The 18,882-nt window shown below is 58.8% G+C and carries 18 protein-coding genes; all 18 read left to right on the forward strand.

The window, feature by feature from the left end:
* The first annotated feature begins 79 nt into the window (after window positions 1-79).
* The 18 genes from ACZ5A6_RS00110 (at window position 80) to trmB (ending at window position 18,871) form a co-directional block, all read left to right on the forward strand.
* Window positions 80-2,908, forward strand: a complete 2,829-nt coding sequence (locus tag ACZ5A6_RS00110; protein ID WP_003514778.1) for a [protein-PII] uridylyltransferase — start codon at window positions 80-82, stop codon at window positions 2,906-2,908.
* Between the two features lie 7 nt (window positions 2,909-2,915).
* Window positions 2,916-4,505, forward strand: coding sequence for a murein biosynthesis integral membrane protein MurJ (gene murJ, locus ACZ5A6_RS00115; protein WP_003514779.1), 1,590 nt, complete (start codon window positions 2,916-2,918; stop codon window positions 4,503-4,505).
* A complete protein-coding gene (locus ACZ5A6_RS00120) occupies window positions 4,505-4,909 on the forward strand; it encodes a VOC family protein (RefSeq protein ID WP_065659824.1) in 405 nt (134 codons plus the stop codon). The genes murJ and ACZ5A6_RS00120 overlap by 1 nt, the downstream gene beginning before the upstream one ends.
* A 103-nt stretch (window positions 4,910-5,012) precedes the next feature.
* On the forward strand, window positions 5,013-6,077 hold the full coding sequence (gene trpS, locus ACZ5A6_RS00125) for a tryptophan--tRNA ligase (RefSeq protein ID WP_003514781.1): 1,065 nt from the start codon (window positions 5,013-5,015) through the stop codon (window positions 6,075-6,077).
* Window positions 6,078-6,192: 115 nt separating this feature from the next.
* Window positions 6,193-6,684: a universal stress protein gene (locus tag ACZ5A6_RS00130; protein WP_003514782.1), complete on the forward strand. Its 492-nt coding sequence runs from the start codon at window positions 6,193-6,195 to the stop codon at window positions 6,682-6,684.
* Between the two features lie 169 nt (window positions 6,685-6,853).
* A complete protein-coding gene (locus tag ACZ5A6_RS00135) occupies window positions 6,854-7,417 on the forward strand; it encodes a NifU family protein (RefSeq protein ID WP_003514783.1) in 564 nt (187 codons plus the stop codon).
* 21 nt (window positions 7,418-7,438) lie between these two features.
* Entirely contained in the window at window positions 7,439-8,107 is a 669-nt protein-coding gene (tsaB, locus tag ACZ5A6_RS00140; protein WP_065659825.1) for a tRNA (adenosine(37)-N6)-threonylcarbamoyltransferase complex dimerization subunit type 1 TsaB, read from the forward strand.
* A 39-nt stretch (window positions 8,108-8,146) separates the two neighbouring features.
* Window positions 8,147-8,641 (forward strand): GNAT family N-acetyltransferase, encoded by a 495-nt coding sequence (locus ACZ5A6_RS00145; protein ID WP_065659826.1) that lies wholly within the window; start codon window positions 8,147-8,149, stop codon window positions 8,639-8,641.
* 69 nt (window positions 8,642-8,710) lie between these two features.
* Window positions 8,711-9,139, forward strand: a complete 429-nt coding sequence (locus ACZ5A6_RS00150; protein ID WP_003514787.1) for a Fur family transcriptional regulator — start codon at window positions 8,711-8,713, stop codon at window positions 9,137-9,139.
* A gap of 30 nt (window positions 9,140-9,169) precedes the next feature.
* Window positions 9,170-9,964 (forward strand): lyso-ornithine lipid O-acyltransferase, encoded by a 795-nt coding sequence (gene olsA / locus ACZ5A6_RS00155; protein WP_003514789.1) that lies wholly within the window; start codon window positions 9,170-9,172, stop codon window positions 9,962-9,964.
* A 64-nt stretch (window positions 9,965-10,028) separates the two neighbouring features.
* Window positions 10,029-11,432: a tRNA (N6-isopentenyl adenosine(37)-C2)-methylthiotransferase MiaB gene (miaB, locus tag ACZ5A6_RS00160; RefSeq protein ID WP_019564423.1), complete on the forward strand. Its 1,404-nt coding sequence runs from the start codon at window positions 10,029-10,031 to the stop codon at window positions 11,430-11,432.
* A gap of 40 nt (window positions 11,433-11,472) precedes the next feature.
* A complete protein-coding gene (locus ACZ5A6_RS00165; protein WP_003514799.1) occupies window positions 11,473-12,528 on the forward strand; it encodes a PhoH family protein in 1,056 nt (351 codons plus the stop codon).
* Window positions 12,529-12,537: 9 nt separating this feature from the next.
* Window positions 12,538-13,044: an rRNA maturation RNase YbeY gene (gene ybeY / locus ACZ5A6_RS00170; RefSeq protein WP_003514801.1), complete on the forward strand. Its 507-nt coding sequence runs from the start codon at window positions 12,538-12,540 to the stop codon at window positions 13,042-13,044.
* A 15-nt stretch (window positions 13,045-13,059) separates the two neighbouring features.
* The gene (locus tag ACZ5A6_RS00175; RefSeq protein ID WP_464110965.1) at window positions 13,060-14,205 is read left to right on the forward strand and encodes a hemolysin family protein; all 1,146 of its coding nucleotides are present in this window, start codon (window positions 13,060-13,062) and stop codon (window positions 14,203-14,205) included.
* Between the two features lie 199 nt (window positions 14,206-14,404).
* Window positions 14,405-15,994 (forward strand): apolipoprotein N-acyltransferase, encoded by a 1,590-nt coding sequence (gene lnt / locus ACZ5A6_RS00180; protein WP_149909582.1) that lies wholly within the window; start codon window positions 14,405-14,407, stop codon window positions 15,992-15,994.
* 134 nt (window positions 15,995-16,128) lie between these two features.
* Window positions 16,129-16,548, forward strand: a complete 420-nt coding sequence (locus ACZ5A6_RS00185; protein WP_003514807.1) for a helix-turn-helix domain-containing protein — start codon at window positions 16,129-16,131, stop codon at window positions 16,546-16,548.
* Between the two features lie 188 nt (window positions 16,549-16,736).
* The gene (gene metK / locus ACZ5A6_RS00190; protein WP_003514808.1) at window positions 16,737-17,999 is read left to right on the forward strand and encodes a methionine adenosyltransferase; all 1,263 of its coding nucleotides are present in this window, start codon (window positions 16,737-16,739) and stop codon (window positions 17,997-17,999) included.
* 173 nt (window positions 18,000-18,172) lie between these two features.
* Entirely contained in the window at window positions 18,173-18,871 is a 699-nt protein-coding gene (trmB, locus tag ACZ5A6_RS00195; RefSeq protein WP_003514809.1) for a tRNA (guanosine(46)-N7)-methyltransferase TrmB, read from the forward strand.
* Window positions 18,872-18,882 lie beyond the last annotated feature (11 nt).

Genomic DNA, 18,882 nt, shown 5'->3' on the forward strand with positions numbered 1-18,882 from the left:
TCCATCGCCTTTGAAACTCGCTATAGGACAATCCCATCGCAAGCGGTGGCTTTCCCACAGGACATGGATAACGGCATAAATGGCCATCAAGGACCTGGATTTTTCCGAAATTCTCGATGTTTCGGCGCTGAAGCGCGAATGCGACATCATCTTCAAGAACGACGGCAAGCGCATCGCCGATGTCAGGTCAGACCTGCTGCCGATCTTTCGCAAGGCCAGCACGGAAGGCCGGGAAAAGGCTCGCGAACTGCTGAAATCCGACGGCAGCGGCATCGATTGCGCCCGACGTATCTCCTGGCTCCAGGACCGGCTGATCGAAATCCTCTATGATCTCGCCTGCCAATATGTCTATCCGAAAGACGCGCCGCAAATCGCCGTTGCAGCGGTGGGGGGGTACGGTCGCGGCACGCTGGCGCCGGGATCGGATATCGACCTTCTGTTCCTGCTGCCGGCCAAGAACACGCCGGATATGCACAAGGCCGTGGAGTTCGTGCTTTATCTGCTCTGGGATCTCGGCTTCAAGGTCGGCCACGCCACGCGCACGGTGGATGAGTGCGTCCGCCTGTCGAAATCCGATATGACCATCCGCACCGCCATTCTGGAAGTGCGGGCAATCTGCGGCAAAAAATCGCTGACCGATGATCTCGAAAAACGTTTCGAGTCGGAAGTTGTCACCGGCACCGGGCCGGAATTCATCGCCGCCAAGCTGGCAGAGCGTGACCAGCGTCACCGCAAGGCGGGCGATACGCGCTATCTGGTGGAGCCGAACGTCAAGGAAGGCAAGGGCGGCCTGCGCGACCTGCACACGCTGTTCTGGATCGCCAAATATTATTACCATGTCCGCGATACAGCCGATCTCGTCAAGCTTGGCGTCCTGTCTAAGCGCGAACTCAGGCTGTTCGAAAAGGCCGATGATTTTCTCTGGGCCGTCCGTTGCCAGATGCATTTCATCACCAACAAGGCGGAAGAGCGCCTGTCCTTCGACATTCAGCGCGAGATCGCCGATGCGCTGGGCTACCAGCCACGCCCCGGGCTTTCCGCCGTCGAACGTTTCATGAAGCATTATTTCCTGGTGGCGAAGGATGTGGGTGACCTGACCCGCATCGTCTGCGCCGCACTGGAGGACAGGCAGGCAAAGGACGTGCCGGGCCTGTCGGGTGTTCTCAGCCGCTTTGCCCACCGCGTCCGCAAAATTCCCGGTTCTGTTGAATTCGTCGAGGATCGCGGACGCATCGCGCTGGCCAAGCCGGACGTGTTCAAAAACGATCCGGTCAATCTGATCCGGCTCTTTCATATCGCCGATATCAACAATCTCGAACTTCACCCGGATGCGCTGCGTGTCGTTACCCGGTCGCTGTCGCTGATCAATGACGGGCTTCGCGAGAACGAGGAGGCGAACCGGCTGTTTCTGGCGATCCTCACCTCGAGGCGTGATCCGGCGCTCACCTTGCGGCGCATGAACGAGGCTGGCGTCCTAGGCAAGTTCATTCCCGAATTCGGCAAGATCGTCGCGATGATGCAGTTCAACATGTATCATCACTATACGGTGGACGAACATCTGATCCGCTCGGTCGGCGTACTGTCGGAGGTGGACAAGGGGACGGCTGTGGATGCCCATCCGCTTGCCAACCAGCTGATGCCGGGTGTCGAGGAGCGTGAGGCACTTTATGTGGCCGTTCTGCTGCACGATGTGGCCAAGGGCCGGCAGGAGGATCACTCGATTGCCGGCGCGCGCGTGGCCCGCAAGCTTTGCCAGCGTTTCCGGCTGACCGGCAAGCAGACCGAAATGGTCGTCTGGCTGATCGAGCAGCATCTTCTGATGTCCATGGTCGCCCAGACGCGCGACCTGCACGACCGCAAGACCATCACCGATTTCGCCGACAAGGTGCAATCCATGGAGCGGCTGAAGATGCTGCTTATCCTGACGGTCTGCGATATCCGCGCGGTCGGTCCGGGTGTCTGGAACGGCTGGAAGGGTCAGTTGCTCCGCTCGCTTTATTACGAGACCGAGCTGCTTCTCTCCGGTGGGTTTTCGGAAGTCTCACGCAAGGAAAGGGCGCATATTGCCCGTCAGGCGCTTTACGACGCGCTGGAAGACTGGGGCCAGAAGGCACGGCGCAAATACACCAAGCTGCACTATGAGCCCTATCTGCTGACGGTGGCGCTGGAAGATCAGGTGCGTCACACCCGCTTTATCCGCGAGGCCGACAAGCAGGAAAAAGCGCTGTCGACCATGGTGCGCACACATTCCTTCCACGCCATCACCGAAATCACCGTGCTGGCGCCCGACCATCCGCGCCTGCTGTCGATCATTACCGGCGCCTGCGCTGCGGCCGGCGCCAACATTGCCGACGCGCAAATCTTCACCACATCCGATGGGCGGGCGCTCGATACGATCCTGATCAACCGCGAATTTCCGATCGACGAAGACGAGACGCGGCGCGGCAACAATGTCGGCAAGCTGATCGAAGAGGTTCTGTCCGGTCGTCAGCGCCTGCCGGAAATGATTGCCACCCGCACCAAGAGCCGGAGGAAGAAAAGCGCCTTCACCATTCCGCCCTCCGTCATCATTTCCAACGGGCTTTCGAACAAGTTCACCGTTATCGAGGTCGAGTGCCTCGACCGGCCGGGGCTTCTGGCGGATATGACGGCTGTCATTGCCGATCTGTCGCTGGATATTCATTCCGCACGCATCACCACCTTTGGCGAGAAGGTCATCGACACATTCTACGTGACGGATCTCTTCGGTCAGAAGGTCACCAACGACAACCGGCAGGCCAGTATTGCCACGCGTCTGAAGGCCGTGATGAGCGAGCAGGAAGACGAATTGCGCGATCGCATGCCAAACGGCATCATCGCCCATCCCGATGTGGCGGCGCTGCCGGCCACGCGCACGGCAAAGGCTTGAAATTCCCATGAGCTTGATCGGAAAGTTCGCCACGGTCGGCACGGCCACGCTCGGAAGCCGTATCTTCGGTTTCCTCCGCGAGACGCTGATGGCCGCAGCCGTCGGTACCGGCCCGGTCGCCGATGCCTTCAATGCTGCCTTCCGGTTCCCGAACACCTTCCGGCGCCTTTTTGCCGAAGGCGCGTTCAACTCGGCCTTCGTGCCGCTTTTCGCCAAGGAGATCGAGGCGAACGGCATGGAGGGCGCAAGGCGCTTTTCCGAAGAAGTTTTCGGCGTTCTGTTCACCGTGCTTCTGGCTTTGACGATCCTGATGGAACTGTCGATGCCGTTCATCGTGCGCACCGTTATTGCGCCGGGCTTTCTGGAAGACCCGGTGAAATTCGACAACACCGTCCGTCTCGCAACCATCATGTTCCCCTATCTCGCCTGCATGTCGCTGGCGGCGATGATGGGCGGCATGCTGAATTCGCTGCACCGCTATTTCGCTGCCGCGATTGCGCCGGTCTTCCTGAACATCATTCTGATTGGTGTTCTGATGCTGGCCTGGTGGAAGCATTACGACCCGCTTCAGGTGGGTTATGCCCTGTCCTGGGGTGTGATGGCGGCGGGTGTGGTGCAGCTTGGCATCGTCTGGATCGCCGTGCGCAATGCCGGCATGCGGATCGGTTTCCGCAGACCCCGGCTGACGAAGAATGTCCAGCGCCTGCTGGTCCTTGCTTTGCCGGCCGCTATCACCGGCGGCATCACCCAGATCAATCTCCTGATCAACACCAATATCGCGTCTGCCGGTGAGGGTGTGATCTCCTCGCTTGCCTATGCCGACCGGATTTACCAGCTGCCGCTCGGTGTCGTCGGCATCGCCGTTGCCACCGTGCTTTTGCCGGAGCTGGCGCGGGCTTTGCGTGGCGGACATATGGTCGAGGCGGGAAGCCTGCAAAACCGCTCGGTCGAATTCGTGCTGTTTTTGACATTGCCCGCTGCCGCTGCCCTTCTCGTCATGGCGGAACCCATCGTGCGCTTTCTGTACGAGCGCGGCAATTTCGCGCCTTCGGCCACCGTCACCGTCGCGCAGATCCTCGGTATTTATGGCCTCGGCCTGCCGGCTTTCGTGCTGATAAAGGCGTTCATTCCCGGCTTCTTTGCCCGCGAGGACACCCGCACCCCGATGATCTTCGCGGCGATTTCCGTGGTTGTGAACGTCTCTCTGGCGCTGACATTGTTTCCGCGTCTCGGAGGTCCGGGCATCGCCATTGCCGAGATCACCGCCGGCTGGGTCAATGCCGCCCTGCTGTTCGGCATGCTGTTGTGGCGGGGTCACTGGCATGTGGACATTCCGCTCCTCACCCGCATTCCGCGCTTGCTGCTGGCCGCCGCCCTTATGGCGGGCTTCGTTCACTATGCGCTGACCTATCTCAGCTTCGAGCTGTCGTCGGCCTCGTCTATCTTCGTCCGGGCCGGAACCATCATGGGCCTCGTGCTCTCCGCCATGCTCGTTTATTTCGTGCTGGCTTTCGTTTCGGGTGGTGCCGATCTCGGCATGGTCAAGAGAGCCATCAAAAAGCGCCGCAACAAGAATGCCCAGACGGAGACAAGCTGATGTCCTTCGCAGAAAACCGTCGCATCGCCCTCATCACACTCGTGGTGGACGATTATGACCGGGCAAAGACGTTTTATTGCGAGGTTCTGGGGTTTGACTGCCTGTCCGATCAGCCGCTCGAGGACGGCAAACGCTGGCTGGTGGTGAAGCCTCAAGGGACCGATGGCTGTGCCCTCTTGCTTGCCGAGGCGGATGGTGAAGCGCAGCGTCTTGCCATCGGCAACCAGACCGGCGGCCGTGTCGGGTTTTTCCTGCATACCGACGATTTCGGTCGTGACTACGAGACGATGCTTGCGCGCGGCGTGCGCTTTCTGGAGGAACCGCGCCATGAGGTTTATGGCTCCGTCGCGGTCTTTGCGGACCCTTATGGAAATCACTGGGATCTTCTTCAGCCGCGCGGCTGACGCGCCCTGAAACCGCTTGATTGCGAGGGGCTGTAGGTGCATAAGCGCGCGTGCAATTCCAACCACGGGGCGGGGCCCTCCACAAGCCTTTTCGAGGACGACAATGAACGCATTCAAGCCGCTGGTTTTCTCGGGCGTCCAGCCGACCGGCAATCTGCATCTCGGCAATTATCTCGGGGCCATCCGCAAATTCGTGGCGTTGCAGGAAGATAACGACTGCATCTATTGCGTCGTCGACATGCATGCCATCACCGCCCAGCTCGTTCATTCGGACCTGAAGGCGCAAACCCGCTCGATCGCTGCCGCCTTCATTGCCGCAGGCATCGATCCGGTGAAGCATATCGTCTTCAACCAGTCGGCTGTGCCGCAGCACGCCGAACTCGCCTGGATCTTCAATTGCGTGGCGCGTATCGGCTGGATGGAGCGCATGACGCAGTTCAAGGACAAGTCCGGCAAGAATGCCGAGCAGGTATCGCTTGGGCTGCTTGCTTATCCGAGCCTGATGGCTGCGGACATTCTCGTCTACCGCGCGACCCACGTTCCTGTCGGCGACGACCAGAAGCAGCATCTGGAACTGGCCCGAGACATCGCCCAGAAATTCAACATCGATTTCGGCGACCATATCCGCAACGCCGGTCTCGGGCTCGACATCACCGTGGGCAATGAGCCGGTGCATGCCTATTTCCCGATGGTGGAGCCGCTGATCGGCGGTCCGGCACCGCGGGTGATGTCGTTGAAGGACGGCACCAAGAAGATGTCGAAGTCCGATCCGTCGGATCTGTCGCGCATCAACCTCATGGACGATGTCGACGCCATTTCGAGAAAGATCAAGAAGGCGAAGACGGACCCGGATGCACTGCCGAGCGAAGTGGAAGGCCTGAAGGGCCGCCCGGAGGCCGAAAACCTCGTTGGTATCTATGCGGCACTGTCTGACAAGACGAAAGCGGAGGTTCTTTTAGAATTCGGCGGACAGCAGTTCTCGGCCTTCAAGCCGGCTCTCGTCGAGCTTGCCGTCAATGTGCTGGCTCCGGTCAACAACGAGATGCGCCGCCTTCTCGACGATCCCACCCACATCGATGCCATCCTCAAACAGGGTGGTGAGCGCGCGCGCGCGATCGCCGAAAACACGATGAACGAGGTGCGCGACATCATCGGGTTCCTGCGCTGACCACGCATCGCCTTGCGGATCACGGCGGGCGGTTTGCGCCTGCCGTGATTTGATATAATCTCCGCCCGAACCGTCGGGCGGTTTTTCGGATCGCGGCGGACACAGGGAGTGCGGAATGGTTTCAAAACGGCTGTCGCGTCTGGAAGGGCATCGTCGCAAATTTCTCGCTGTTATCGATGACACACCGGAATGCGAAAGGGCCGTGCATTATGCCGGTCGTCGCGCCAAGAACTCCAATGGCGGACTGGTTCTGCTTTACATGATACCGGAAGGCGATTTCCAGCAGTGGCTGGGCGTCGAGCAGATCATGCGGGCCGAGGCGCGCGAGGAGGCGGAAGCAACGCTTGCCAAGATCGCCCAGAAGGTCCGTGAGACCATCGGCATCGAGCCGGAAGCGGTGATCCGTGAAGGCGGCGCAACGGAACAGATCCACGGGCTCATCGAGGAAGATCGCGATATTGCCATTCTGGTTTTGGCGGCAGGATCGACGAAGGAGGGGCCGGGACCGCTCGTCTCCTCCATCTCAGGACGCGGTGCGGCCTTCCCCATCCCCGTCACCGTGCTGCCGGATACGCTGACGGATGAGGAAATCGACGCCCTTTGCTGAACTTTGTTCGACCCCGAAAGGCAGGAACGGATTCGGGCAAGAATTTGGGGCTGACGATTTCTTGAATGTAATTATCATGTCAGGGCTTGAAGTAAGGCTTCGCCAGGCGTATTTTTTGGAAGAATTCTAAATTGCGGGGCGTGAACGGCGACCTCGAAGGAGACAGATAATGTTCATTCAGACGGAAGCCACGCCGAACCCCGCGACCCTCAAGTTCCTGCCGGGCAAGGTGGTGCTGGAAAGCGGCACGGCTGAGTTTCTCAACCCTGCGCAGGCGCAGGCCTCGCCGCTGGCAGAGCGCCTCTTCACCATTCCGGGTGTCACCGGCGTTTATTTCGGCTTCGATTTCATCACCGTCACCAAGGATGATGCCGAATGGCAGCATCTGAAGCCCGCCATTCTCGGTTCGATCATGGAGCATTTCATGTCTGGCCGCCCCATCATGGGCACTGCCATTGCGGCTGAAGTGTCGGATGAGGAAGGCGAGTTCTTTGAAGCGGGTGACGAAACCATCGTCGCCACCATCAAGGAACTGCTGGATACCCGCGTCCGCCCCGCCGTGGCGCAGGATGGTGGCGATATCACTTTCCGTGGTTTCCGCGACGGCACCGTGTTCCTGAACATGAAGGGCGCCTGCTCCGGTTGCCCATCCTCCACCGCCACGCTGAAGCACGGCGTCCAGAACCTGCTTCGTCATTTCGTGCCGGAAGTGCGCGAAGTCGAAGCTGTATGACGTTGTAAGCCAGGCCGCGCCATGATTGTTCTCGCACTCGATACCTCAGGTGTGGACTGTTCCGCCTGCGTCTATGACAGCGCCTCCGACACGGTGCTTGGCGAGGTGTGCGAAACCATCGGAAAAGGTCATGCCGAGCGGCTGATGGCTGTGATTGATGGCGCTCTGCAGCAGGCACACCTGCCGCTTCAGAAAGTCGGGCGCATCGCGGTAACGATCGGACCGGGTTCCTTTACCGGCATTCGCGTCGGCGTTGCCGCCGCGCGTGGTTTTGCCCTGTCGCTCGGCATAGAGGCAGTCGGCGTAACCACGCTTGAGACGATCGCCTTGCATCATCTGCTGGAAAATCCCGGCCGGCCAGTGGCTGTCGGGCTCGACGCCAAACGGGGCGAAGCCTACCTCCAGACATTTGCAGAGGATGGATTGCCGCTCCTCGAGGCCGCGCTTTGGTCTCTGGAGGATGCCAAAACGGCTCTCTCCGGTTTCGATGGCGCCATTATCGGTTCCGCCGCACCCCTTTTTCAGGGTTTCGACACGGGGTCGGGTCCCGATCATTTTCCGATTTCCACTGTCGCGCGGGCGGGTGGACGCAAGCCGAAAGGCATGCCGAAACCCGCACCGCTTTACCTTCGCGGCCCGGATGCCCGGCCGCAGACGGGTTTTGCGCTGGCACGCCAGAGCGTTGCCTGATAGGTGGCACCCGTAAATGCGTGCGGATGATTCCTTGTTATGTTTGACGAATATCTAAGCTGGAAGCCCTATTTCGAGATCGTGCCGATGCAGCATGAGGATTGCGCCGGAGTGGCGGAATTGCATGCGCTGCGCTTTCCGCGCCCCTGGAATGACGGGGAGTTTTCCGGGCTGTTGACGCAAGGCTCGGTTTTCGGTGCCGTCGCGCGGCAGACGAACGCATTTTTCAGCAAACCGCTCGGTGGTTTCGTGCTTGCGCGCGAAGTGGCCGGCGAGGCGGAAATCCTGACCGTTGCGGTGGCCGAAAAGTTCGCGCGCACCGGCCTCGGCTGGCGCCTGATGCAATCGGCCGTCCGTGAGGCGATGATGCGCGGTGCCGAAACGATGTTCCTGGAAGTGGACAGCAACAATGCCTCCGCCCTGGGACTTTATAAAAAGCTCGGCTTCAAAACGGTCGCTGAGCGGAAGGCCTATTACACCGCCAAGGATGGCGCGAAGTCGACGGCGCTTGTCATGCGCCGCGATCTTCGCTAGTTCCCTGCGACAGGCATTTTTCGGCGACAGCCCCGAAATTCAACCGGAATACTCAAAAGGCCAGAAGACGTGATAGACCTTTCGAAAACGCTGGAGGAACTTTGTGCCGAACGCGGCATGCGGATGACGGACCAGCGCCGTGTCATCGCCCGTGTGCTGCAGGAATCGGCAGACCATCCGGATGTCGAGGAGCTTTACCGCCGTTCCTCCGCCGTGGATCCGCGCATCTCGATTTCAACCGTTTACAGAACGGTGAAGCTGTTCGAGGACGCCGGCATCATCGAGCGTCATGATTTTCGCGATGGCCGCTCGCGTTACGAGACCGTGCCTGAGGAACATCACGATCATCTGATCGATCTGAAGAACAGTGTGGTCATCGAGTTTCATTCACCCGAGATCGAGGCGCTTCAGGAAAAGATCGCCAGGGAACACGGCTTCAAGCTCGTTGATCACCGGCTCGAACTCTACGGTGTACCGTTGAAGCCCGGCGAACATTGAGACGCTGGTGAGCAAGCGCACGGTTCAATCATGATGTGGCTTCGGACAGCCTATATTGCGGTCGTTCTCCTGATCGTCACGCTTATATTGCTGCCGCTGCAACTGTTGGGCCTTGCCTTCGACTGGCAGCTTCGTCGCCGCATTCCCCGCATCTGGCACCGCATCGCCTGCCATGTCCTCGGCATCCGCGTGCATGTCCATGGGGATGTGGAGCGGGCAAAGCCGCTGATGCTGGCGGTCAACCATGCCTCGTGGAAGGACATTCTCGTTCTCGGCAGTATTGCCGACGTGGTGTTCATCGCCAAGACGGAAGTGCGTGACTGGCCCGTCTTTGGCTGGCTCGCCCGTCTGCAGAAAAGCATCTTCGTCCAGCGCGAGCAGAAGCGCAGCACCGGTGCGCAGGTCGGCGAGATCGCCGCCCGCATGGCCGATGGCGAGATCGTCGTGTTGTTCCCGGAAGGCACCACCTCTGACGGCAACCGCATGCTTGCCGTCAAATCCTCGCTGTTTGGCGCAGCCTCCACGGCTGCCGAGCAGGTTCCGGGAAAGCTCGTCTATGTGCAGCCGGTCGCAATCGCCTATACGCGGGTGCAGGGCATGGCCATGGGACGTTACCACCGGGTCATTGCGGCCTGGCCGGGCAGCATAACTCTGGTGCCGCATCTGCTCGGTATCATCAGGGCAGGTGCTATCGACGTCGACGTTACATTCGGCGACAGCGTTCCGTTTCACAGCACGGATAACCGCAAGCGTCTGGCGACCGATATCGCCGCTTCTATCCGTTCCATGTTGGCTTTCAGCCTGCGTGGTGGCTGGCGGAAATAGAGCATTCCAGCTTTTCCGGTATTTTTCTGTTTAATCCGGGCGTGAAAAACACTAGATAACCGCCATGACCCAGGAAACGCTCGGCCTCGATGCCCCCGAAATGATTGCCCGCGAGGGCTCTAACAGCAGGAAGGTCTTCATCAAGACCTATGGCTGTCAGATGAACGTCTACGATTCCGTCCGCATGAGCGATGCGCTGGCGAAGGACGGTTACGTTCAGACGGAGGATATGGGCGAGGCGGATCTGGTGCTTCTGAACACCTGTCACATCCGCGAAAAGGCCGCTGAAAAGGTCTATTCGGCGCTCGGCCGCTTGCGCGACATGAAAAAATCGCGCGAAGAACAGGGCCGCGAATTCGTGATCGGCGTTGCCGGATGTGTGGCACAGGCGGAAGGCGAGGAAATCCTTCGCCGTGCGCCAGCCGTCGACGTCGTCATCGGCCCACAGACCTATCATCGCCTGCCGGACGCCCTGAAGCGGGTGCGCGGCGGCGAGCGCGTCATCGAGACCGAATATGCCGTTGAGGACAAGTTCGAACATCTGCCGGTGGCCGAAAAGGCAACACTGCGTACGCGCGGCGTCACGGCATTTTTGACGGTGCAGGAAGGCTGCGACAAGTTCTGCACCTTTTGTGTTGTGCCCTATACGCGTGGTTCGGAAGTTTCGCGTCCCGTGCGCCAGATCGTCGATGAGGCGATGAAACTGGTGGATGCCGGTGTGCGCGAAATCACGCTGCTCGGCCAGAACGTCAATGCCTGGCAGGGCGAAGGCCCGAAGGGCGAAAAATGGGGACTTGCCGAGCTTCTTTACCGGCTGGCGGAAATTCCCGGTCTTGCACGCCTTCGCTATACCACCAGCCATCCGCGCGACATGGATGACCGCTTGATTGGCGCACATCGCGACCTGCGCATTCTGATGCCCTATCTGCATTTGCCTGTTCAGTCCGGGTCGGATCGCATTCTGAAGGCGATGAATCGTCGCCACACAGGTGAGGAATATATCCAGCTCATTGAAAAAATCCGGGCCGCCCGCCCTGATATCGCCATGTCCGGGGATTTTATTGTTGGCTTCCCCGGCGAGACGGATCGTGATTTCGAAGACACGATGGCGATCATCGAACAGGTGAAATATGCGCAGGCCTTTTCATTCAAATATTCCACACGCCCAGGAACGCCGGGTGCCGATCTGACGGATCAGGTTGCGGAAGAGGTGAAGGCCGAGCGGCTGGAACGATTGCAGGCGCTGCTCTTGCGGCAGCAGAAGGAATTTGCGGAATCGCTGGTCGGAAAGACGATGGATGTGTTGCTGGAAAAGCCCGGCCGCATGCCTGAACAGTTGATAGGTCGCTCTCCCTGGCTGCAATCTGTGAATCTTGATGCAAAGACTTTGAAAATCGGTGACATTGTTAATGTACGAATCACCGCAACGGGTCCAAACAGCTTGTTTGCCGAGGTGGCAGAGAGTTAGAGTGAGGAGCCGACACTGATTGGGACAGGAGCCTGACCGCTTGAACGCACATGAATTGGTATCACCTTCATCGCGCCAGCCACGCCAAGCCGCGACCGACGCCAATCACTTCGTCCTCACGTTCGAGAATAACAGGATAGCGGGAGAGCTATTCGGTCAGTTCGATCAGAACCTCAAATTGCTGGAACAACGCCTCAACATCGATGCGCGCCCGCGCGGCAATTCCGTTGCCATCACCGGCGATGTCGTTGCCACCAATCAGGCTCGCCGGGCGCTGGATTTCCTTTACGAGCGTCTGCTCAAGGGCGGAACCGCCGAGGTTTCCGACGTGGAAGGCGCGATCCGCATGGCCATGGCGGCAGATGACCAGCTGACCTTGCCGACGATGGAGCGCAAGGCGAAGATCTCCATGGCGCAGATTTCCACGCGCAAGAAGACCGTCGCTGCCCGAACGCCCACCCAGGATGTCTACATGCGGGCGCTGGAGCAGTCCGAACTGGTTTTCGGCGTCGGCCCCGCCGGCACGGGCAAGACCTATCTTGCCGTGGCGCATGCAGCGCAACTTCTGGAGCGTGGTGCGGTCGACCGCATCATCCTCTCGCGTCCCGCAGTAGAAGCGGGCGAACGCCTTGGCTTCCTGCCGGGCGACATGAAGGAGAAGGTCGATCCTTATCTGCGCCCGCTTTACGACGCGCTTTACGACATGATGCCGGGTGACAAGGTGGAGCGCGCCATTCAGGCGGGCGTCATCGAAATTGCGCCGCTGGCCTTCATGCGCGGACGCACGCTCGCCAACGCCGCCGTCATTCTGGACGAAGCCCAGAACACCACGACCATGCAGATGAAAATGTTCCTTACCCGTCTTGGTGAGAAAGGCCGCATGATCGTGACCGGCGACCCAAGCCAGGTGGACCTTCCGCGCGGCGTGAAGTCGGGCCTTGTCGAGGCCCTGCAAATCCTCACCGATGTGGAAGGTGTATCCGTCGTGCGCTTCAAGGATGTGGACGTCGTGCGCCATCCGATGGTGGCGCGCATCGTGCGGGCGTACGAATCCCACACGGCGGTGCCGGATGAAAGCCTCGTGAAGGGCAACTGACGCAAGACAATGACAGCTCTGGATATTCAAATCAGCGTCGAGGCCGAAGGCTGGTCCTCGGAAGAGGACCTTCTTGCCTTCGCCACCAAGGCGCTGGATGCAGCGGTTGATTTTTTGAAGCGGGAAGAGAACCAACCCTTCCCGAAAATGCCGGTGGAACTGTCGCTGGTCTTTACCGACGATGAAAATATCCGGGAAATCAATGCCGAATGGCGCGACAAGGACAAGGCAACCAATGTCTTGTCTTTCCCCGCTTTTCCGCTGGAACCGGGCGGCATGCCTGGCCCGATGCTGGGCGATATCGTCATCGCGCGCGAGACGGTTGAACGCGAGGCTCTTGAACTTGAGAAGAGTTTCGAGGATCATCTGACCCATCTTCTTGTTCATGGGTTCCTGCACCTGTTCGGTTATGACCACATGGATGAGGAGGAGGCGGAAGAAATGGAGTCGCTTGAGACTCGCATTTTGGCGGTGCTTGGCCTATCTGATCCTTACGCGGGACAGGAACCGCTTTGAATATTGTCTGGAGCCATGAACGAACATTCTGCACGACCTGCCAATGAGGGCAGAGAAAACGGCGAGCAGTCCTCCTCGGAGGAGGGCAGTAGTCATTTACGGAACGACTCCAATGCAAAGCCGAGATCGACGATCTGGTCGCGCATTGGACGGTTGCTGAAACCGTCACAGGGCGAGCGCCTGCGCGAGGATTTGACCGACGCGCTGATGGACGACACCGAAATCGGTGCCGCCTTTTCGCCCGAAGAGCGGGCGATGCTGAACAATATCCTGCGTTTCCGGGAGGTTCGGGTCGAAGATATCATGATCCCACGCGTGGATATCGACGGTCTCGACCAGAATATGACCATCGGCGAAGCTTTGATCCTCTTTGAGGAAACCGGGCGCTCCCGCATGCCGGTCTACGATGAGACGCTGGATAATCCGAAGGGCATGATCCACATTCGCGATCTGCTGGCCTATGTCGCCAAGCAGGCGCGCAACAAACGCCGGGTGGGATCGCGTGGCGTTGCCTATGGCGAGGCGAAGGCTCCGCGCTCGCCGCGACCGAATTTTGACCTGGCACGGGTGGATTTGGAACAGACGGTCGCCGATGCCGGGCTGGTGCGTAAAATTCTTTTTGCACCCCCCTCCATGCTGGCCTCCGATCTTTTGAAGACCATGCAGGCACAGAGAACACAGCTTGCCCTGGTGATCGACGAATATGGTGGCACGGACGGTCTCGTCAGCCATGAGGACATCGTCGAGATGGTCGTGGGTGACATTGATGACGAGCACGACAAGGACGAGACGATGTTTTCGCGTCTATCCGCCAACGTGCTGGTGGCGGATGCCCGCGCAGAGCTTACAGAACTTGCCGAGGCAATCGGACCGGAATTCGATGTCCGCGAACATCTTGAAGAAATCGATACGCTCGGCGGCCTGATATTCTTCGCACTCGGCCGCATTCCGGCCAAGGGTGAAGTGGTCAGGGCCGTACCTGGTTTCGAATTCCAGATCCTCGATGCGGATACAAGGCGTATCAAGGGTGTTCGTATCGTCCGCGATCATGGCTCAGAAGGGCAGGATGACCGCGCGCCGGGCGATGCCGATGCCGATGAGGTTATTCCGCTGCCCGCGCCGGATGTTCGCCTCATCACCCACCAGCAAAACGCTGACTGAGGTGGGCGACGGGGGGCTCCCCGTCGCCTCCGCTCCTTGAACGCGTCATCAAGAGTCCAAAAGGACGCACGGTGCTCCGGCGACCATCCCTTCTGTGGACTGCGAATCTTTTTTCCTTTACGTCGAGTCTAAAGGGAAATTCCTTTGCGCGGCCATGCCGGGGTTGGGCTTTTCCGGGTGGGCATTAAACGGAGATGGCATGGAGCGTCTTGCAGGCAGGGTAATGCTGGCCGGCGGCAAAAGCCGCGCAGTGATGGCGATTGCCGCAGGCGCGGTTGGAGCGCTGGCCTTGCCTCCGGTTGGCTTTTTCGCAGCGCTTTTTTTGTCTTTCACCCTGCTTGTCTGGTTGGTCGATGGCTGCACCGGCAAGCCGGGCGGCGGCATCTTCAGCCGCATCATGCCCGCTTTCGGCATCGGTTGGTGTTTCGGCCTTGGTTATTTCGTGGCGGGCCTGTGGTGGCTGGGCAATGCGCTCCTGCTGGAAGCTGACGAGTTCGCCTGGGCGCTACCGCTCGCCATCCTCGGCCTTCCGGCTGTTCTCGCCGTGTTTTACGGTTTTGCGGTCGCAGCCGCCAATATCGTCTGGTCGGACGGTCTCGGCCGTATCGCCGCACTTGCGGCCGCATTCGGCCTTTTGGAATGGCTCCGCAGCTTCATAGCAACTGGCTTTCCCTGGAACGCTATCGGTTATGGCATCATGCCTGTGCCGATCATGATGCAGTCGGCGCATCTGCTTGGTCTTTTTGGTGTCACCACGCTTGCCGTCTTCATCTTCGCCTCGCCTGCCTTGATCGGCACGAAAAAAGGCATGTGGCCGGGTCTCATTGTGGCGAGCCTGCTGCTGGCTGGCCATTTTGGTTATGGCTTTTACCGCCTTCAGACACCGTTGGAGACACCTGCGGATGCGCTGACCGTGAGGATCGTGCAGCCGTCGATCGATCAGTCCCGCAAGATGCTGAATGCAGACAGGGCCGAGATTTTCAGCGAGCATCTGCGCTTGACGGGCCTGCCGCCTGGCGAAGGAAAAAAACGCCCAGATATCATTGTTTGGCCGGAGACCTCCGTGCCTTTCATCCTGACGCAAAATCCGGACGCTCTGGCGGAAATCGCCAAGACGCTTGAGGACGGGCAGGTCCTGTTTACCGGTGCGGTCAGAATGGAAGATGCCGGTGCCGGCCGGCCTCCGCGTTACTACAATTCGGTCTATGCGATTGACAGTCAGGGCGAGATCATCGGCGCGACCGACAAGGTCCATCTTACACCCTTTGGAGAATATGTCCCTTTCGAAGATATTCTACGGGGATTCGGCATCAATAATGTCATCAGCCTGCCGGGCGGCTTTTCAGCCGCGTCTTCGCGCACGCCTTTGACTCTTCCTTCCGGTAAAACCCTCTATCCCCTGATCTGCTACGAGATCATTTTTCCCGAAGAGATGACCCTTGGTCTGGCGGGCGCCGCAGCGATCCTGAACGTCACGAATGATGGCTGGTTCGGCGATACACCCGGCCCTTATCAGCATTTTCTACAGGCAAGAGTACGGGCCGTTGAAACGGGAGTGCCGGTGATTCGCGGCGCTAATACCGGGATTTCCGCCGTTATAGATCCCTATGGTCGTATTATTGCCGGGTTGGATTACGGCCGGGTCGGAATTGTTGACGCCACCTTGAGTGGTGGGTCAAATGACGCTGTTACTTACGACATACATCGGACGTATTTCTGGTTGATTTTTTCTATCATGCTGACCGTTTCGGTATTTTCTGCCTGGCGTTTTGCCCGGCGCCAGAATTGACCGGGAACCCCTACAATTGCATAGTGAATACGTCAGTCGTAAAACAAGTTTAGACGCTGTCGAAATACCAGCTCATTTCTTCGAATAAGCAATGAAACGAGATATCAACCCTTTCCGAGTGTCAGGACCGCATGATGACCGAAAATAAGAAAAAGCCTAACCCCATCGACATTCATGTCGGAAGCCGAATTCGTCTTCGCAGAACCATGCTGGGCATGAGCCAGGAAAAGCTGGGTGAAAGCCTCGGAATTACCTTTCAGCAAATTCAGAAGTATGAAAAGGGCACGAACCGCGTGGGCGCCAGCCGCCTGCAGAATATTTCCGCGATCCTGAATGTGCCGGTTTCCTTCTTCTTCGAGGACGCGCCGGGTGATCAGGCCGTCGGCACGACGGGCATGGCAGAAGCATCGAGTTCCAATTACGTGGTGGATTTCCTGTCGTCTGCCGAAGGCTTGCAACTGAACCGCGCTTTCGTGAAGATCGCCGACCCGAAGGTTCGCCGCCGCCTCGTTGATCTCGTCAAGTCGCTCGCCGCCGAAGGGGATGCCGAGTAGCACTCGCAGGCGACTGCTTTATTTTCCAGCGTACGGCGCTGGACACTCAACGGTCCGCAAGGGCCGTTTTTTTGTGCCCAATTAGAAAGGAATTCTCACATAAAGATATATTTATGTGGTTGTGTCCTTGTCTTTCATGGCCGAAATGACTAACAAACTCGAAGACCGTTCTTTGAGGGGAATCCCGCATGCGTGCCAATTACCTGTTCACCAGCGAGTCCGTGGCCGAAGGTCATCCGGACAAGGTTTGTGATCGTATTTCCGATGAAATCGTGGATCTCATCTATCGTGAGGCATCCAAGACGGGTGTCGACCCCTGGACCGTGCGCATCGCATGCGAAACGCTTGCGACGACGAACCGCGTCATTATCGCCGGTGAGGTTCGGGTTCCCGATACCCTGCTGAAAAAGGACAAGGACGGCAAGGTTCTCAAGGATGCTGCCGGCCACCCGGTCATCAATCCCTCGAAGTTCAAGTCGGCTGCCCGCAAGGCGATCCGCGATATCGGCTACGAGCAGGATGGTTTCCACTGGAAGACGGCGAAGATCGACGTTCTCCTGCATCCGCAGTCGGCGGATATCGCGCAGGGCGTGGACAACGCCTCCGACAAGCAGGGCGACGAGGGTGCCGGCGACCAGGGCATCATGTTCGGTTACGCCTGCAAGGAAACGCCGGACCTGATGCCAGCTCCGATCTATTATTCCCACCGTATTCTGCAGCTGCTCGCGACCGCCCGTAAAAGCGGCGAAGGCGAAGCTGCGAAACTCGGTCCCGACGCCAAGAGCCAGGTGACGGTTCGTTACGTCGACGGCAAGGCTTCGGAAGCCGTGTCCATCGTTTTGTCCACGCAGCATCTCGATGCCAGCTGGGATTCGAAGAAGGTTCGCGAAGTTGTCGAACCTTATATCCGCGAAGCGCTGGGTGACCTGAAGATCGCCGATGATTGCCAGTGGTATATTAACCCGACGGGCAAATTCGTCATCGGTGGTCCCGATGGCGATGCGGGTCTGACCGGCCGCAAAATCATCGTGGACACCTATGGCGGTGCTGCCCCCCATGGCGGCGGTGCATTCTCCGGCAAGGACACGACCAAGGTCGACCGTTCCGCGGCCTATGCTGCCCGCTATCTGGCCAAGAACGTGGTGGCTGCCGGTCTGGCCGAGCGCTGCACCATTCAGATTTCCTACGCGATCGGCATCGCCCAGCCTCTGTCGATTTATGTCGATCTGCACGGTACCGGCAAGGTCAGCGAAGATCAGGTCGAAGGCGCCATCCGTAAGGTCATGGATCTGTCGCCGTCGGGCATTCGCCGTCATCTCGATCTCAACAAGCCGATCTATGCCAAGACGTCCTCCTACGGCCATTTCGGTCGCAAGGCGGGCCGTGACGGTTCCTTCTCCTGGGAGAAGCTCGATCTGGTGAAGCCGCTCAAGGAAGCTTTGAGCGCTTGAAGCATTTCCAGTAAAATTGCGTAGCGATTTTACGTTCGGAAAATGCGGGGACTTGTTCTAAGCCTTGTCATTCGATGGGGATTGAGAGATACCGGTTGCACCATTTGTAACCCGCATAGTGCCATTCAAGTGGCCCTGTGCGGGTTTAGTCTATTTGTTCTTGAGAGTATGACATGACGGAAGAGCGGCGTTCGCGCGCAACGGAAGCGTTTTTTGGCAGACGCAAGGGCAAGCCACTGCGCAATCAGCAGATCGATACGATCGAAAACCTGCTGCCTTTGCTGAAAATCGATCTGGAAAGCGCGCCTCCGAAAAATCTCGTCGCTCTCTTTCCGGCGGATGTGAAATCGGTCCGCCTGGAAATCGGTTTCGGCGGCGGCGAGCACCTTGCCCACCGCGCGGTTGAAAATCCTGAGACCGGCTTTATCGGCGTCGAGCCCTTCGTCAATTCCATGGCCAAGCTGCTGGCAAGCGTGCGTGAAGGCGAGTTGATGAATATCCGCCTTTACGATGATGACGCGACGCAATTGCTGGATTGGCTGCCGGATGGGTCGATCGATCACATCGATCTTCTCTATCCCGATCCCTGGCCGAAGAAGAAGCACTGGAAGCGCCGTTTCGTTTCCGACGTCAATCTTGCCCGTTTCCATCGCGTCCTGAAACCCGGTGGCAAGTTCTGCTTTGCTTCCGATATCGATACCTACGTCAACTGGACGCTACAGCATTGCGCTCGCCACGGCGGTTTCGAGTGGACGGCGGCAAGTGCCGAGGACTGGCACACCCCCTATGCCAACTGGCCGGGCACGCGTTATGAGAACAAGGCGAAAAGAGAAGGCCGCAGCTCGGCCTATCTCACTTTCATTCGCATTTAACAGCTCGAACC

This window comes from Agrobacterium sp. 6Ca8 (genome assembly GCF_055382765.1).

Coding starts and splice junctions, on each gene's coding strand:
- ACZ5A6_RS00110 (WP_003514778.1), top strand. CDS start 80: ATGGCCATCAAGGACCTGGATTTTTCCGAAATTCTCGATGTTTCGGCG.
- murJ (WP_003514779.1), top strand. CDS start 2,916: ATGAGCTTGATCGGAAAGTTCGCCACGGTCGGCACGGCCACGCTCGGA.
- ACZ5A6_RS00120 (WP_065659824.1), top strand. CDS start 4,505: ATGTCCTTCGCAGAAAACCGTCGCATCGCCCTCATCACACTCGTGGTG.
- trpS (WP_003514781.1), top strand. CDS start 5,013: ATGAACGCATTCAAGCCGCTGGTTTTCTCGGGCGTCCAGCCGACCGGC.
- ACZ5A6_RS00130 (WP_003514782.1), top strand. CDS start 6,193: ATGGTTTCAAAACGGCTGTCGCGTCTGGAAGGGCATCGTCGCAAATTT.
- ACZ5A6_RS00135 (WP_003514783.1), top strand. CDS start 6,854: ATGTTCATTCAGACGGAAGCCACGCCGAACCCCGCGACCCTCAAGTTC.
- tsaB (WP_065659825.1), top strand. CDS start 7,439: ATGATTGTTCTCGCACTCGATACCTCAGGTGTGGACTGTTCCGCCTGC.
- ACZ5A6_RS00145 (WP_065659826.1), top strand. CDS start 8,147: ATGTTTGACGAATATCTAAGCTGGAAGCCCTATTTCGAGATCGTGCCG.
- olsA (WP_003514789.1), top strand. CDS start 9,170: ATGATGTGGCTTCGGACAGCCTATATTGCGGTCGTTCTCCTGATCGTC.
- miaB (WP_019564423.1), top strand. CDS start 10,029: ATGACCCAGGAAACGCTCGGCCTCGATGCCCCCGAAATGATTGCCCGC.
- ybeY (WP_003514801.1), top strand. CDS start 12,538: ATGACAGCTCTGGATATTCAAATCAGCGTCGAGGCCGAAGGCTGGTCC.
- ACZ5A6_RS00175 (WP_464110965.1), top strand. CDS start 13,060: ATGAACGAACATTCTGCACGACCTGCCAATGAGGGCAGAGAAAACGGC.
- lnt (WP_149909582.1), top strand. CDS start 14,405: ATGGAGCGTCTTGCAGGCAGGGTAATGCTGGCCGGCGGCAAAAGCCGC.
- ACZ5A6_RS00185 (WP_003514807.1), top strand. CDS start 16,129: ATGACCGAAAATAAGAAAAAGCCTAACCCCATCGACATTCATGTCGGA.
- metK (WP_003514808.1), top strand. CDS start 16,737: ATGCGTGCCAATTACCTGTTCACCAGCGAGTCCGTGGCCGAAGGTCAT.
- trmB (WP_003514809.1), top strand. CDS start 18,173: ATGACGGAAGAGCGGCGTTCGCGCGCAACGGAAGCGTTTTTTGGCAGA.